The following is a 15,532-nucleotide window of genomic DNA, read 5'->3' as shown; positions in this document are numbered from 1 at the left end:
CCGTTATGTCCACTCCTGTCCTCGCTTCATCTGACCCTGCAGATTCTCTCGGCAGCAGCGAGCACGCCCACCCCCCACGCACGGGGCTCAAGGCGTTCTCGGTGATCACTGGTCTACTGGGATTTGTGCTGTTTGTGCTCACCCCGTTGATGCCCATCAACCAGGTGCAGTCCTCCTTCAGCTGGCCGCAGGGCGATCTCCAATCCATCAACGCCCCGCTCATTTCCTATGCCCCCGAGCAGCTGGATGTGCGCCTGCCGGTGGATGCGGTGGATGATCTCCGCGAGGGCCAGAATCTGCTGCTCTCCACGCTGCCGCAAGATTCCGCCGAGGCGGCCAACCGTGGCCTCATGATTCGCAGCACCGATGGCGATCTGGTGGTGTCCACGCTCAAGGAAATCCTGGTACGCCTCACCCCGGAGAAGGTGAAGGATCTCCGCGGCGAGGTGCTGGATATCTCCGTCGGGGCCGATGGCGCCAGCGTGAGCGCCCAGGGCACCACCTTGGGAGAGGTGGATACGGATCAACGCCCCCAGGTCAGCGGTATCTACACCGAGCTCGATGACACGGGCGAGAACTATCAGGCGCTGGTGGATCAGGGGCTGAGCGCCCAGGTGGAGATCAACTCCCGCTTCACCTCCTCGCCCACCCCGCTGAAGCTGGCGTGCATGATCGGCGGCGTACTGCTCACCCTGGCCTCTTTGGCCGCGCTCTACCGCCTGGATCGTGCCGATGGCCGTGGCTTTATGGAGATTCCCGCGGAGTGGAAGACGCTGCGCGTCACGGATCTCGTGGTGCTGGCCGGTATCGCCTTCTGGTACGTCTTTGGCGGCAATACCTCCGATGATGGCTTCATCCTCACCATGGCCCGCGCCAGCGAGCACGCTGACTATATCGCCAACTATTACCGCTGGTACGGCGTGCCGGAGTCGCCCTTCGGCTCCCCCTACTATGACCTGCTGGCGGCGATGTCGCAGATCTCTACCGCCTCGATGTGGATGCGTCTGCCGCAGCTGGTGGCCGCCATTCTCACCTGGCTGTTTGTGTCGAAATCCATGCTGCCGCGTCTCGGCGAGGCCGTTGCTTCTCGACGCATCGCTCGCTGGTCCGCAGCGCTGCTGTTCCTCGCTTTTTGGACTGCCTACAACAACGGCCTGCGCCCCGAGCCGATTATCGCCCTGGGCGTGGTGGTCACCTGGGTGTGCTTCGAGCGTGCCATCGCAACCTCCCGTCTCTTTCCCGCCGCCCTCGGTGTGCTCGCCGCCGCCTTCTCGCTGTCGGCCGGGCCCACCGGCCTGATGGCCGTGGCGGCGCTGCTCGTCAGCCTCGCCGCCCTAGTGAAGATCCTGGTGGCGCGGTTGAAGATCATGGGCTCCGGCCCCACCGCCTTCAATGTTGCGGCGATCATCGCCCCCTTCCTGGCCGCCGGTACCGCCGTGATCGTGGCCGTCTTTGGCGATCAGTCCCTGGCCTCGGCTTTGGAGTCCACTAGGGTGCGCGGACTGGTGGGCCCCTCCCTGGCCTGGTACCAGGAATACAGCCGCTATGCCGCCCTGCTGCTCGGCAGCGTGGACGGTTCGGTGGCCCGCCGTTTCCCTGTGCTCATGGCGTTTTTTGCCCTCGCCGTGGTGCTCTACGCCAAGGTGCGCTCCACCTCTATTCCGGGTACCAATGCCGCCTCCATCACTCGACTCTTGTTGGTGTTCGCCGGCGCCATGTTCTTCATGACGTTCACCCCCACCAAGTGGACCCACCACTTCGGTGTGTGGGCTGGGCTTAGCGCCGCCGTGGCCGCCGTGGCGGCGGTATCCTTGGCCAGCTACGCCCGCCAGTCTCGCTCTACCCGGCTCTTCTTGGGTGCTGCGGTGATGGCGGTGGGTGCGGTGAGCCTCGCCGGCATCAATGGCTGGTGGTACGTCTCCAGCTTCGGTGTGCCGTGGTGGGATAAGACCCCGCAGATCTTTGGTATCGAGTTCACCACCGTCGCCCTCGTGTTCACTCTGGTGGTGGTCGGCATCGCCGTGGTGTACTCCTTCCTCGACACACTGCGGCGGCCGCAAAATGTCTCCGCCGCGGAACAAGAGGACAACGCCCGGCAGGCCCGCATGGCCGATGCGCTGTCGAAGAGCCCCACCAAGGACGAGGCCATGGCCGCCGCCCAGCGCGAGAGCGAGCGGGAACAGCAGGCCCAAAAAGCGGCCTCCCATTCCCGGACCGGCCAGCTTTTGGCCGCCCCCATCGCTATTGCCTGCGTGGGCATTTTGATCATCAGCTATGGTTCCTTTGCCAAGAGCTTCCTGCAGCAGTGGCCGCAGTACTCCATTGGCACCGGCAACGTCCGCGAGCTGAGCGGAACCACCGGCCAGCTGGCCAATGACGCCGTGATTGAGACCAATACCAATGATTCCTTCCTCGCCCCTGCCGATGGCAAGGACCTCAAGGACTCGCTGGATAATGGCGAGAACTCCTATGGCTTCGGGCCCAATAATCTGCCGGTGCGCTTGGACGTCTCCGGCTACCGCGCCTGGCCGGAAAGCGCCGCGGAGGCGCTCGACGGCCCCCAAACCACCATCGAGATCCAGGAATCGGTGGTGGGCCAGCCGGTGGGCACCGAGGGCGGCTTCAACACCACAACCGGCATCAACGGCTCCCACGCCAAGCTGCCCTTCGGCCTCGACCCAGCACAGGTGCCGGTGCTGGGCTCCTATCGCCAGAATGATCAGATCCCAGCCGCGGTGACCAGTGACTGGTTCTCCCTGCCGGCTGAGCGCAGCGAGGATGCGCCCATCGTGGTGATCACCGCCGCCGGCTCCACCGAGCGCAAAGACGTTAATGGCGATCCCATCGAGGGCGAAACCTTGGTGGTGGAATACGGCCACCGCGACGCCGATGGCTCCGTGGAGATGCTCGGCGAATACGAGCCCATCGACGCCTTCCGCGACGATATCTGGCGCAACCTGCGCGTCCCGCTGGCCGATCTCCCCGGTGAGGCCAACGTGATCCGTATTAAGGCCGAGGATGATTCCCTCTACCCAGGCCACTGGCTGGCCTTCACCCCGCCGCGCGTGCCCACATTGGCCTCCGTAAACACGCTCATTGGCAGCGACACCCCTGGCCTGCTCGACTGGCCGGTGGCCCTACAGTTCCCAGATCAGCGCAGCTTTGATCACTATGCCGGTGTCACCGAGATTCCGCGCTATCGAATCTCACCGGATAAGCCCGGTAAGGAATCCCTCTCGGGCTTTCAGGACTTCACCGGCGGTGGCGCCCTCGGCACCGCCGAGGCAGTGAATACCTCCTATGAGGCGCCGGGCTATCTGAAGAATGATTGGAAGCGCGACTGGGGCAGCCTGCAGTACTACGCACTACGTACCAACTCTGAGGGCGAGGCGCCTAAGGAGGCCGCGATCGACACCGAGACCATCACCCGCTCTGGGTTGTGGAAACCATCGAAGATGCAGACCTTCCGCAACTAGCCCACCTCAGCCCCGCGCCGAGCGAATCGACAAAAGGCGGCGGTTACAGCACTGATGCTGTGATCGCCGTCTTCTGCTGAGCGCCGCCGCCACACTGGGACTATCACCGGCCTGCGGGGCGGCGTCGATAAGCATCCCTAGGCCTGAGCCATGACCACCTCGCGCAGCACGCCCAGTGGGAGCGTGCCCTCGCGCAGCGCGAGGCGGTGGAACTCCTTCAGCTCGCCGGGGCGGGCCGCCAAGAAGTCATCGCGCAGCTGCTCCCACAGGCGCTGGCCCACCTTGTAGGAGGGAGCTTGCCCCGGCCAGCCCAGGTAGCGATCCACCTCGAAGCGGAGGAAGCCATCGGCCATGGCCACGTTGTTCTTCATGAACTGCCAGGCATAGTCCGCATCCCAGGTGCCACCATCGGGAGTGGTTTTACCCAGGTGCACGCCGATGTCCAGGGCCACACGCGCCGCGCGGAGACGCTGCCCATCGAGCATGCCCATGCGGTAGCCGGCATCGGGAAGGAACCCGAACTCATCCATGAAGCGCTCCGCATAGAGCGCCCAGCCCTCGGCATGGCCGGAGTTGAATCCCATCTGGCGGCGCCAGCTATTGAGGTGCTCGGCCTCATAGACCTGCTGGCCCAGCTGCAGGTGATGGCCGGGCACGCCCTCGTGGTAGACGGTGGTGAGCTCCTGCCAGGTATTGAACGTGTCCTCGCCCTCCGGCACGGACCACCACATGCGGCCCGGGCGGGAGAAATCCGCCGAGGGCTCGGTGTAGAAGATGCCGCCGGTGCCGGCCTTGTCGATGCAGCACTCGATGCGCTGCACCGGCTCGGGGATATCGAAATAGGTGCCGTTCATTTTCGCGATCACATCATCGGCGATCTGCTGCATCCACTGCTGCAGCTCATCCACGCCGTGCAATTGATAGGCGGGATCGGCGTTGAGCCGCTCAAAAGCCGCGGTGGGGCTGGTGCCCTCCCCATAGAGCTCGGCGGCGCAGACCTCTTGCTCGGCGATGATCCGCTGCAGCTCTTCCAAACCCCACTCATAGGTATCGTCCAGATCGATGCGGTGACCCACCCACAGGTGGCTGGCCACCTCGTAGCGCTCCCGGCCCACCCCATCCGCGGCGGTGGCGTGGGGTGCGATCCGCTCCTCCAAGAAGGTGGCCAGCTCCGCGGCTGCCTGCTTGCCCGCCGCCACCTGCTCGGCGGTGGCCTCGGCCTCCGCGCCATAGACATCCAGCAGGGATTGCTCGGCGGCCATGGCCTGCAGCTGCTCGATACCGCGCTGCACCTGCCGCTGCGCGGGCACCAGGCCGCGGGAGGCGCCCTCGGCGAGGGTCTGGGCGTATCCGCGATAGGCCTCGCCCATGCGCGCAATACGCGCGGCCACATTGGCCTTGCCCTCTGCAGTGGAGGTGTCCATCTGCGCCAGGGTGTCGCGCACACTCTGAATCGGGCAGGCAATGTTATTGAGATCCCTTAAAGGTTCTCCCAGCGCGTGGCGATCCAAGGCCACGCCGAGGCGATCGAGCATCGCCGCCTTCGTCACCGACTCGCCCTCGTCCGCCGGCTCGGCCTGCTGCAGCTTCCTCATGGTCTCCCGCGCTAGGTCAGCCTCGGCCTCAACCCCCGCAGGGGAGTAATCGCCCCAGCGGTCTTGGTTCTCCTCCAAGCCCAAGGCAGTAGCGAACTCGGGCGAGAGTGCAATACTCGCTTTCACATACTCGTCAGCGATCTGGTTAATAGTCATACGCTACAGATTAGGGGAGAACACCCCCTGCGCGATCGCACTGCAGAGGCTGGGCGCTCGATGCGGGGTGCGAGACCGGCTCCCCGCAACCACATAGCCACAGCCACACAGAAAACCCCCAGCGAACCGCACTGAGCTGTGCGCCGCTGGGGGTCTGGTGTGGCCGTGGCCGTTGTTTTAGTCGTCTACATCGATTTCATCGACAGTGCCATCCTCGAGCACTTCCACCTCGATGGCCCCATCACGGTAGGTCCAGTGATCATCGTCGAAGGTGGCACTGCCGCACTGGTCCTGCACCAGCTGGGTCACGCGGGGCTTATCCACCCCGGCACGCACCACGTCATCGTCGAGGAGATCATCCTCGGCGTTATTGGAGTAGGCACGGATCTCGCAGGGCGCAGTACCACCGACGGGGGTGCGGGTGGCGGGTGCAGCGCTCTCGGTCTCAGTGACGGTTTCTACCTGGGACGTCTCTCCGTTCACGGAGGTAGTTTCGGTGACGTTGTCAGTGGTGGTTTCACCAGAGTCACCACAGGCCGCTAGGCACGCCGCTGCGGTGGCAAGGGCAGCGTAGCTCAGTATCTTTTTCATAGTTGAAAAATTAATCTATGACGATACTGAAGTTCTAGGCGGGGGTGACAAGAGTGGCTTGTCGCAGAGGACATAGCCTGTATCGCGCTTCGCTTGTTTCGATAGCCGCACAAGAAGAACGATGAACAGACCGTATATGTAGCAGCCCGCCAATGCGATGGAGACGCCCATCGCCACCGTGTTTCCCCACTGTAGGTTCCACCAGAAGTGGCCCGCGAAGGAGGCCAGCAGCCAGCCGAGGGCGATGAGGATGCGGCGTGGCGTCGATAAACGAGCCACCTGCGGTCCGCCTAGCAGGGCATACCCCACACCCCAGCCGGCGATCGCGGAGAGCACCACGTGCAGCCCCACGCCTAAGAGGGTGCGCAAGCCCCACATATGCAGCGCTCCCCAGAGATCCGAGGCGGGGTGATACACCGCGCCGATGGTGCCATAGAGCAGGTTCTCGGTGATTTCAAAACCGAGCCCCACGAGCGCACCGGTGATAAAGCCATGCCACGGGCGGTTGAGGAAGCGGAAGGAAAAAATGATGATGACCACGCCTAGGGCTTTGGAGATTTCCTCCGGATAGGCGCCTCCTAAAGAGGCTTCTACTTTGTCCCAGCCGAGCTTGGAGGTCAGTGCCATGATCGGCCCACCCGAAAGCATGGTGAGCCCGAAGGAGGCGAATGCGCCCCAGCTCATCGCTGCGACCGCCCACCACAGCACGTGGTTGCGGCGCAGCTCCGGCGCGGTGCGGGCAGAGGGCCACAGCGGGGTGCGGCGGAGCAGCGAGATAATCACCACCGCATAGAGCAGGGCGCAGAGAATACCCACGCCGATGCCCTGCGGGGAAAGCACCGCGGTGCCGCCAACCAGCCCTAGGCCGATGGGTACGCAGATGACGATCATGACGATCAAGGTGATGCGGTATATCGTGCTCATGCCACATCCTTTTCTCGGCTCAGGGCCTGCACGGGCTCCTCGGCGGGGGCTTTATCCGAGCGGTGTTCGGAGGGGGCGGCCTTCCCATCCAGCTGGCGTTGCAGCTGCTCGGGATACACCCGTGGCGCGAGTGGATACTCGCCTTTGAGGAGTTCCTTGCCGTAAACCACCTCGCCCTTATCGGCTAGCACCACCGGTTCCTCGCCGGTGAGCGAAGCAAACACTGCGGCCCCGATACTTGGCGCATAGTCACCAGAGACAAGCGCCACCATTGTTGTTCCCTCGTGTTCACCGGTGCCGACGGCAGAGAAGGCCACGTAGCCGCTATCACTGGCGATCACATAGGCCTCGCTGACATCCTCACTGTTCACTTTGAGAGAAAACACAGCCTCATCCGTGGGCAGTCCGGTCACGCGAATGGCCCGCACCATGCGCTGCAGAGTCAGCACCGGATCATCAGTGCTGTCAACGACAGTGGAGGTGATTCGCGCGCCGTGACAATTGAAGGAGGTCACCAGCGGATCGGTACCGTCGTATGAACAGGAAGGCTGCATCTGCTGCTGCGTCGGGTCCAAATAGACGGGTATCTCCCAGTTGTTATTCACGCCGGTAAGCACCACCGGCTTTGCGCCCGCACTGAGGCGCTCAGGGATTGCGGCATTGATAGCCAGCGGCAACGCCAGCACAACACTCACCGCAATCATCAATGCCCACCAGCTTTTCGCGCCGGCGGACGGTTTCAAGTAATTGCGCATAGCCACCAGTGTAGGTGGGCAGTAGGACACGCTCTCACTACGCTGGTGCCTATGAAACTTTATGATTTGTTTGACCTTGTCAACGGGGATTGGATCGATTCCATTACAATCCCTGCCGACCGCGGCATCTACGGTGCCTTCCATAAACTGCGCGATCGCGCCGAGGATGATGTCCGCGCCCTCATCGAGGGTGGCTCCTCGCGCGCCAGTGCTCTCTACTCTTCCTTCATGGACACTGAGGGCATTAACCAAGCCGGTATTGCGCCCATTGCTCCGCTTATCGACGCCATCTCCCAAGGCATCCATCCCGCCACCCCTGACACCGACGCTGGGGTAGATAAGACCCGCTTCGCCCACGCGACTGGGAAACTCTACCGCGAGGGTGTGCCCTCGTTGTTGGGCTGCTACATGGCCAAGGATGCCGGCAGCGAAAACGTTGTCGCTTGGGCGGACCAGTCCGGTCTGGGTCTGCCGAACGAAGCCTATTATCGCGAAAAGGCTCACGCCTCGGTGCTTCAGGCCTATGAGCAGCATGTGGCCACCATGCTCGAGCTCGCCGGTGTTGCAGAGGGAGATGCGGCCGCCGATGCTGCAGGACGCATCGTGGCCTTTGAAACTCGGATCGCCTCTGGGCACCGCGATGTGGTGGCGTCGCGCGATGCGCAGAAGAGCTATAACCCGATCGCTATCTCTGAGCTGCCCGAGTTTAGCCGCGAGTTCCTGCTGGCGAGCGGGCTTGAGCCCGACACCACCGTCATTGTGCGCAACAAGGAGTTCCCCGAGTTCATCGATAGCCTGCTCGCGGAGGTCGCCCCCGAGGACCTGCGCCTATGGGCGTGCCGCAGCATCATCTCCTCCTTCGCCTCCATGCTGCCCACCGAGCTTGAGCTGGAGAATTTCCGCTTCTACAACGGTGTGCTGCAGGGCTCGACCGAACAGCTGCCCCGATGGCGTCGCGCTGTGTCCTTCGCCGACTCGGCCGTTTCTGAGGAGATCGGGCAACTCTTTGTGCAGAAGCACTTCCCACCGGAGTACAAGGCAGAAATGGAACGCCTCGTGGACTATCTGCTGGGTGCCTACCGCGAGCGCATCAGTCAACTGGAGTGGATGACACCCGCCACCCGCGAGCGCGCCCTAGAGAAGCTGGGCACCTTCAAGGCCAAGATCGGCTACCCCGACACCTGGCGCTCCTATGACTTCGAGGTCTCGGCCGCCGGTGCCGATGTGGTGGCTAATGCCCGTGCCGCCTCCGCCTTCGAGCACGACTACCAAGTGGCCAAGGTAGGCAAGCCCGCCGACCGCGAGGAATGGTTCTGTCCGCCGCAGATGGTCAACGCCTTCTACTACCCAGTGCAAAATGACATCACTTTCCCGGCCGCGATCCTACGCCCACCCTTCTACTCCCCGGATGCGGATGCCGCCACCAACTTCGGCGCCATCGGTGCCGTGATCGGTCACGAGATCGGCCATGGCTTCGATGACCAAGGCTCCCGCTACGATGGCCAAGGCAACCTCAACGATTGGTGGAGCGCCGAGGATCGCGCCGCCTTCGAGAAATTGACCGCCACCTTGGTGCAGCAATTCGACGGCCAGGTGCCCTCCGTCTTGGCCGAGTCCGAGGAGGACAGCGCCGGAGTCAACGGCGAGTTCACCCTCGGCGAGAATATTGGCGATCTCGGCGGCCTCGGCATCGCCGTGGTGGCTTATCGCCGCTGGCTCGATGATCAGGGCTTGAGCTTCGACACCGATGAGAAGCTGCGTGTGGACACCGAGGGCGCACGCCCCGAACTGGATGTGGAACTCACCGGCCTGCAGCGCCTCTTCGTCTCCTGGGCTCGGGTGTGGCGCACCAAGATCCGCCCCGAGCTACAAAAGACCTACCTGGCTGTGGACCCGCACTCCCCCGCCGAGTTCCGCTGCAACCTCATCGCCGGCAACGTGGCCGAGCTCTATGAGGCCTTCGAGATCGATGAGAGCTCCCCGCTGTATATCCGCCCCGAGGAGCGGGTGAGCATCTGGTAGCACCCCGCAGCAGCACAAGACATCTCCTTGGCTAGAATCTAGGCACCATGCGCGATTCCTAGTGAAGGGGATGTTCTCGTGTCCGATAGCTCCACCACCGCCGCCGAAACCGTGGAGATGATGCCCGCCGCCGAGCAGCTCGAACAGCTGCTCTGGTACTTCTCGGAGCACTATCCTGCACCGGGTTTCACACCGCCGTGGCAGGGCGGGCGCACCGATCCGGCCGATGCCGAGCGCTGGGTCTCACACATCGTGGACCGCACCACCCATGCCGCGATTCTGCAGCTGGGCACAGCGGTGGATCATCGCATGCCGCAGGTGGCCTGGACCGACCAAGTGGAGCTCGCCCCGCTGGGCGGCCACACCCTCATCACCGCCGATAATCCCAGCTCCACGGCGATCGTCAGTGTTCATGGCGGCAGTGGCTTTTTCGGCGGCGGCGCCTTCCGTGAGGTTTACTGGCAGCCGCTAGTGGCCGCGCTGGCCCAGCGCAGCGGCGCGCGGGTCATAGATGTGCACTATCCCCTGCACCCTGCGGAGCCTACGGCCGCCCGCACCGCAGTGCGCGAGGCCCGCAGCGCCGCCCGGCAGCTGCAGGGGGTGGATCGGGTCATCGGCTTCGGCGATGGCTATGGTGCCGCCCTCCTCGGTGCTCTCGCCTCCGAGTTCGACGGGCTGATCCTGCGCAACCCGCAACTCGGCGGCGGCGCAGAGACGGTTGAGCTGCCCAACGCTGAGACCTGGCCCCGCACCCTCATCCAGGAGTTCAGTCATTCCAGCTGGGCCGATGAGGGCGCGCTCGGAGAGCTCAGCGAGGCACAGACGGTGCGCTATTACGCAGCAGACTATCTCGCCACCCCACAGCAGGCCCGCCAGCTCATCGAGGACGCCGCGGACTTCTGCCGCTAGGGGGATAGCGGCGAGGTGGCGTCGACAAGCGCTAGTTCTGGATGTCCTTGCGCAGCTGCTCCACATCAATATCGTGCAGCGGCGCGGCCTCGTCGAGGAATTCTTCCTCCTGGGGTTCGTCGACCTCCACGAGGGTGACCACCGCGCCGGTGGAATCCGCGACCAAAGCCAGCGCCCCAAAATCGGAGTTCATGGGCGGGCGAATCACCTCGCCGCCGAGATCCTCCACCATCTGCACCGCAAGGCGCAGATCCTCCACGCCAAGGAAGGACTGCCAAAAGCTCGGCACCTGGGGCGGGAACTGGCCGGCGGCATCAAAGAATCCAGCAAAGGCCGCGCCATCAGCCAATGCCATGGTGTAGCTCTGGCCGGCGTCGTTCTCCACGGTGTGCAGATTCCACTCGAAAAGCTCGGCATAAAACTTCAGTGTGTCCTCGTGATTGGTCACGGTGGTCAACTCATGCCACACGCTCGTGCCCGGCTCGCCCGCGGCCACGAAACGCTCCTCGCCGTCTGGCTGGATCACACCGAATAACGCGCCGGAGCTATCGGCGATCACCACCATCTGGCCTTGGCTGGTGGGCAGCGGCTCGGTGAGGCAGCGCCCCCCGAGCTCAGGAACGCGCTCGACCACATGGTTAATGTCCGAGGTGAGGAAATACGTCACCCAACTATCGGGCTGCTGCGAATCCTCCGGCTTGGCCACCAGGCCTGCCACTGGCATCCCGTTTTTCGTGGCAAGCAGATAGCCCGAGGAGAGCTCGGTGTAGTCCCAGCCGCACACCTTGGAGTAGAAATAGCGCGCCTTGCGCAACTCCGAGGTGGACAGATCGATCCAATAGGGCATCCCGTCCTGGCCCATGAATGCTGGCATGGCTTAGAGATTCCTCCACTTCTCAGGGTCGAAGTCATCATTCGCGGTGGCCTCATCAAAGAAGTCATCCTCATCATCAGAGGTAGACACCCGTGCCTGCAGTCCACCGACGCGCACCACATCACCGGCGTGCAGAGTTTTGCCGCGGCGAGTTTCTTGCTCATCGTTGACATACACCTCGCCCTCGGCGATAGCGGTCTTGGCCGCACCGCCGGTCTCGACAAGGTTGGCGAGCTTCACGAACTGCCCGAGCTTAATGGTCTCGGTCTTAATCGCAACATCAATTACATGTGAATTGTTCATCGTGTCTTCAGTGTAGTCAGCGCCCCAGACACTGTGGCGCACCGCGCTACGCCGCGGCTCGCGGCCACACCTAGGCGAGTAACGCCGCCGCCCCCGTGAGGCACATATAGCAGCCGAAACCGGCAAAGACGGTGCCACTGAGAGTATCGATGACCGCAGCATAGCGGCGCAGCGTGGCGCTGACCGTGCTGACCGCCAGCGCCACCCCGGGAAACCACAGCAGCTGGATTATCTCGAGACACAGCACGATGAGTACTTGTTCCCCTAAGGCGCTGTCTGCCGAGATGAACTGGGCAAATACGGCCCCGAAAAACAGGATGGCCTTGGGATTGGAGAGGTTGGTGGCCATCCCCAGCCGCAGCTGCGCCGCCGTGCTGCGGGGCAAGGCGTCAGGCGGTGTTGTTTCCTTCGCGTCCGCAGCACCCTGCGCATGGCGACGACGCCGCCCTGACCAATAGGGGCCAAGCGCCGCAGAGAGGGCCCGCATGCCGAGATAGAGCAGGTAGGCGCCACCGATGAGTTTGAGCAGATTCATTAGCCCTGGGTGGGTGGTGACCAGTGCCGAGAGGCCTGCGAGCGAGGCGAGAATCCACACCGTATTGCCCAGACAGATACCTAGGGCCACGAGCACCCCGGCGCGCCGGTGCCGGGAGGCGATGCGCAGAATTTGAAAGACATCCGGCCCTGGGGATGCGAGTGCCACTATCCACACCGCGCAGAGGCTAGCGAGAGAGCTGAACACGAGGGCCTTTCTTCCGGAAGCGACGAGGCGGTGGCGAGACAGTGCTGGGCAGCGGTGAACACGCTGCGTACAGGCTGGCCGCTAGATCTGATCCCGAGGCCGCAGCGTGATCTGATCGACGTTCATATGCGCGGGCAGGGCAGCGATCCAGCGCACCGTTTCTGCAATGTCTTCGGCCGAGAGGTTGAGCTTATCGGCATAGACCTTCTCGGCTTGGCTCTGATCGCCGCGGAAACGGTTGAGAGAAAAGTCTGTCTCTACCCGGCCCGGGCATACCTCCACCACGCGAATGGGTTCCTCGCGGGTTTCGATACGCAACGCTCGAGTAAGCGCGGCCACCCCGAACTTCGCGGCGTTATAGCCACCGCCACCGGCGTAGGCGGTGTGTCCGGCAACCGAGCTCATGTTGATGATCTGCCCAGCACCCTCGGGGGCCTGACGCAGCAGCGGCAACAAGGCCTGGGTGAGACGCACCGTGCCGAGCACATTGACCTCATACATCCACTGCCATTCCTCGATGCGCCCTTCTTCTACAGAGTCCAGCCCCTTGGCGCCGCCGGCGTTATTTACCAGCAGATCGCAGCGGGAAATCTGGGAGCAGAAACTCTCCACGGATGCTTCATCGGTGACATCCAGCGGCAGGGCGATACCGCCGATCTCGTGCGCGAGTTCCTCGAGTGGTTGCTGCCGTCGCGCCCCGAGGATCACGGTCCAGCCATCGGCGGCGAGGGCGCGGGCGCAGGCCGCGCCGATACCGGCGGAGGCTCCCGTCACCACGGCGGTGCGGCCCTGCGTGTTCAGGTGCGGATAGTGCTCATGCGCTGTGTTTTCGGCCATAGCGGCCATTATGGCAAAATTCGCCACCGCGGGGGCACTATCCACCCGCTGAGACGGGATCTGGCTGGGCGGCTCAGCGCTGCTGTGGATGGGAATCCGCTGGCGTTGCAGCGTGCTGGGGTAGCCATCTGCCCACGGCCTCCTCGACGGCTGTGCGCGCCGCGTCGGAAACGAACATGTGATCCGTGCACTTTGGCACCACCACGAGCTCGCTGTCCGGCAGTAGCTCGTGCAGTCGCCGACCATGCTCGATTCCTACCACTGGGTCCTCATCGGGGTGCACAATCAGCACCGGCACGTCGCAGTCACTGAATTCGGTGGCCGCGGTGGCAGCGACATCCTGCACAAAGGTTTCATCCACCAACCCGGGGTCCAGATCGGGCACATCGGCGGCCGCAGCCTCCACGTGATGGGCGGTGGCTGGGGCGGACAGCGCCACCACACCCTGCAGGTGCTCCCCCAGCCCCGTGCTGCGGCTACGCGCTGCGGCGCTGAGCACCGCCAGCCCGCCGAGCGAATGCCCGAGGAGGATCACCTGAGAAAACCGCGGCAGCTCCTCCAGTTCCCCCGCGCTGCTGCCAGCTGCGGCTGCGTCGCCAAGCATGACCCGAGAGACGCCCTCGAGTTCCTCGATATAGGTGGAGTAGAGATGCCGCGAGAAATCCATGCGCACGGAGCCGTAGCCGTGGCCGGCGAGGAAGCGGGCTAGTTTCACCAGGATTTTGGTTTCTTTGCTGCAGCCGAAGCAATGCGCCATCACCACGAGGGTCTCGCTGGGCTGGGCGGGCAGCGTGAGCACCCCAGTGACGCCGTTGATCGTGAGCTGTTTCTTCTTCAGCATCGAGATTCTCCCTCCACTCGTGTTTCCACTAGCCCACTCGCCTGCATGAGCGCATAGCAGGTGGTGGGCCCTACAAAACGATACCCAAGGCTTTTGAGTTCGCGGGCTAATTCTGCAGCCTCGGGGCTGGTGGTGGGGATGTGATCCACATGAGCAAAGCGGCTGCCGAGGGGCTGCTGGTAGCGGGCAAGCAGCTCCGGCAACGGCGCACTCTCGCGGGTGCGCAGCAGCACCTGCGCATTGCTGATCGCTGCGGTGATCTTGACGCGGTTGCGGATAATCGCTGGGTTCTCCAGCAGGCGCTGTATGTCTGCCTCGTCGAAGGCTGCGACTTTCTCGGGGTCGAAATGAACAAAGGCCTGCCGGAAAGCGGGGCGTTTCTGCAGGATCGTTCGCCAGGATAAGCCCGCTTGGAAGCCTTCGAGCACGAGGCGTTCATATATCCCACGCTCATCGCGCACCGGATGCGCCCATTCGTTGTCATAGTAATCGCGCAACTGGGCGCTCTGGTTGCCCCAAGGAATACGCCAGCGCCCATCCTCACCTTGGGTGAGACCGCGCTGCTCGGGGCTGAATACTGCTGTGTGATCTGCGGTGGTGTTCATGCCTTGCACTCTAGAAAAAACCCCGGACACTCGCCCCACCCCCTACTGCCGGTGGCACCGACTCCCACCGCTCTTATCTGCGGCGATAGCTCCCCGCCGGCGCGGTAATGCCCTCACCCCCGCAGGCGCTCGCCCAGCCGCGGCGGCGCGGCTCACCCATGCGATGCCGCCCATCCTCGCCTCCTAGAATGGGGCATTATGAGCTTTGATGTCGGTACCTATTCCAGCTTCGAGCAGATGGCGAAGGGGGAATGGCATCTACCCATCGACAATGCCACCCTCAACGCGGTGCACCGCCGCTCCCAGAATCTGATGCGTGATTTCAATGAGGAGCGCCACCCCGAGCGGGCCCGCGCCATCGCCGAGGAGTGGCTGGGCGCTGTCGGCGGCGGTTCCACAGTGGTGGCACCGGCCTTTATCGAATACGGGCGCAATACCTTCATCGGCCCCGAGGTATTTATTAACGCCAAGGTCACTATTTTAGATTCCGCGCCCGTGACCATTGAAAAGGGTGCACTGATCGGCCCCGATGTCCGGCTGATCACTGTGAATCATCCGGTCTATGACGTGGAAATGCGCCGCCATGGCTGGGAAAAGGCCGCCCCGATCACCATCGAGGAGGATGCATGGATCGGCGCTGGAGTAACGGTTCTGCCTGGGGTGCGGATCGGGGCCCGCTCGGTGATCGGGGCTGGGGCGATCGTCACCACCGATATTCCTGCCGATTCCTTAGCGCTAGGGGTGCCGGCGCGGGTGGTCGATACGCTCGAGGATAGCCAGGAGAAGTGGGAGCGCGACGAGCTTCCGGATGGGGTGCCGGTGCGCGCCATGGATTATCGACGCACCATCACCAAGCGCTAGGTCAGAGCAGCTAGGGGCGAGCCGCTAGGAGAATACCGGGC

General features: G+C 63.5%; 14 protein-coding genes. 4 read left to right on the top strand and 10 right to left on the bottom strand.

Features of this window, described 5'->3' with window-relative positions; genetic code table 11:
* The first annotated feature begins 5 nt into the window (after positions 1-5).
* Positions 6-3,476, top strand: a complete 3,471-nt coding sequence (locus GBB11_RS09640; protein ID WP_225979234.1) for an arabinosyltransferase domain-containing protein — start codon at positions 6-8, stop codon at positions 3,474-3,476.
* Between the two features lie 137 nt (positions 3,477-3,613).
* Here GBB11_RS09640 and GBB11_RS09635 read toward each other — a convergent pair whose 3' ends face one another.
* The 4 genes from GBB11_RS09635 to GBB11_RS09620 all read right to left on the bottom strand — a co-directional run bounded on the left by GBB11_RS09635 (position 3,614) and on the right by GBB11_RS09620 (position 7,497).
* The gene (locus tag GBB11_RS09635) at positions 3,614-5,227 is read right to left on the bottom strand and encodes a DUF885 domain-containing protein (protein WP_151549806.1); all 1,614 of its coding nucleotides are present in this window, start codon (positions 5,225-5,227) and stop codon (positions 3,614-3,616) included.
* A 177-nt stretch (positions 5,228-5,404) separates the two neighbouring features.
* On the bottom strand, positions 5,405-5,818 hold the full coding sequence (locus tag GBB11_RS09630; RefSeq protein WP_151549805.1) for a hypothetical protein: 414 nt from the start codon (positions 5,816-5,818) through the stop codon (positions 5,405-5,407).
* Positions 5,819-5,833: 15 nt separating this feature from the next.
* Positions 5,834-6,742, bottom strand: coding sequence for a PrsW family intramembrane metalloprotease (locus GBB11_RS09625; RefSeq protein WP_151549804.1), 909 nt, complete (start codon positions 6,740-6,742; stop codon positions 5,834-5,836).
* On the bottom strand, positions 6,739-7,497 hold the full coding sequence (locus GBB11_RS09620) for a hypothetical protein (protein WP_151549803.1): 759 nt from the start codon (positions 7,495-7,497) through the stop codon (positions 6,739-6,741). Before GBB11_RS09620 ends, GBB11_RS09625 begins: the two co-directional genes overlap by 4 nt.
* Before the next feature lie 51 nt (positions 7,498-7,548).
* Between GBB11_RS09620 and GBB11_RS09615 the strand changes: the two genes are divergently transcribed.
* Together GBB11_RS09615 and GBB11_RS09610 are read left to right on the top strand one after the other, a co-directional pair.
* Positions 7,549-9,519 carry a M13 family metallopeptidase gene (locus GBB11_RS09615; protein WP_151549802.1) on the top strand — a complete coding sequence of 657 codons (1,971 nt, stop codon included), beginning with the start codon at positions 7,549-7,551 and terminating at the stop codon, positions 9,517-9,519.
* A gap of 78 nt (positions 9,520-9,597) precedes the next feature.
* Positions 9,598-10,428 carry an alpha/beta hydrolase fold domain-containing protein gene (locus GBB11_RS09610; protein WP_151549801.1) on the top strand — a complete coding sequence of 277 codons (831 nt, stop codon included), beginning with the start codon at positions 9,598-9,600 and terminating at the stop codon, positions 10,426-10,428.
* A 31-nt stretch (positions 10,429-10,459) separates the two neighbouring features.
* Here GBB11_RS09610 and GBB11_RS09605 read toward each other — a convergent pair whose 3' ends face one another.
* The 6 genes from GBB11_RS09605 to GBB11_RS09580 form a co-directional block, all read right to left on the bottom strand.
* Complete coding sequence (locus GBB11_RS09605; protein ID WP_151549800.1) at positions 10,460-11,302, bottom strand: VOC family protein; 843 nt, start codon at positions 11,300-11,302, stop codon at positions 10,460-10,462.
* Positions 11,303-11,305: 3 nt separating this feature from the next.
* Entirely contained in the window at positions 11,306-11,605 is a 300-nt protein-coding gene (locus GBB11_RS09600; protein WP_151549799.1) for an RNA-binding S4 domain-containing protein, read from the bottom strand.
* Positions 11,606-11,675: 70 nt separating this feature from the next.
* The gene (locus GBB11_RS09595; protein WP_192796366.1) at positions 11,676-12,347 is read right to left on the bottom strand and encodes a LysE family translocator; all 672 of its coding nucleotides are present in this window, start codon (positions 12,345-12,347) and stop codon (positions 11,676-11,678) included.
* 81 nt (positions 12,348-12,428) lie between these two features.
* Positions 12,429-13,193: an SDR family oxidoreductase gene (locus GBB11_RS09590; protein WP_151549828.1), complete on the bottom strand. Its 765-nt coding sequence runs from the start codon at positions 13,191-13,193 to the stop codon at positions 12,429-12,431.
* A gap of 64 nt (positions 13,194-13,257) precedes the next feature.
* Positions 13,258-14,025 carry an alpha/beta hydrolase gene (locus tag GBB11_RS09585; RefSeq protein ID WP_151549797.1) on the bottom strand — a complete coding sequence of 256 codons (768 nt, stop codon included), beginning with the start codon at positions 14,023-14,025 and terminating at the stop codon, positions 13,258-13,260.
* Positions 14,019-14,630 (bottom strand): DNA-3-methyladenine glycosylase I, encoded by a 612-nt coding sequence (locus tag GBB11_RS09580; protein ID WP_151549796.1) that lies wholly within the window; start codon positions 14,628-14,630, stop codon positions 14,019-14,021. Before GBB11_RS09580 ends, GBB11_RS09585 begins: the two co-directional genes overlap by 7 nt.
* A gap of 198 nt (positions 14,631-14,828) precedes the next feature.
* On the opposite strand from GBB11_RS09580, the gene GBB11_RS09575 reads away from it, so the two are divergent.
* Positions 14,829-15,491, top strand: coding sequence for a sugar O-acetyltransferase (locus GBB11_RS09575; protein WP_151549795.1), 663 nt, complete (start codon positions 14,829-14,831; stop codon positions 15,489-15,491).
* The last annotated feature ends 41 nt before the right edge of the window (positions 15,492-15,532 follow it).

This window comes from Corynebacterium sp. 74A, assembly GCF_008930665.1.
Taxonomy (GTDB): Bacteria; Actinomycetota; Actinomycetes; order Mycobacteriales; family Mycobacteriaceae; genus Corynebacterium; species Corynebacterium megadyptis.
This window is presented reverse-complemented; position numbering and strand designations above follow the sequence as displayed.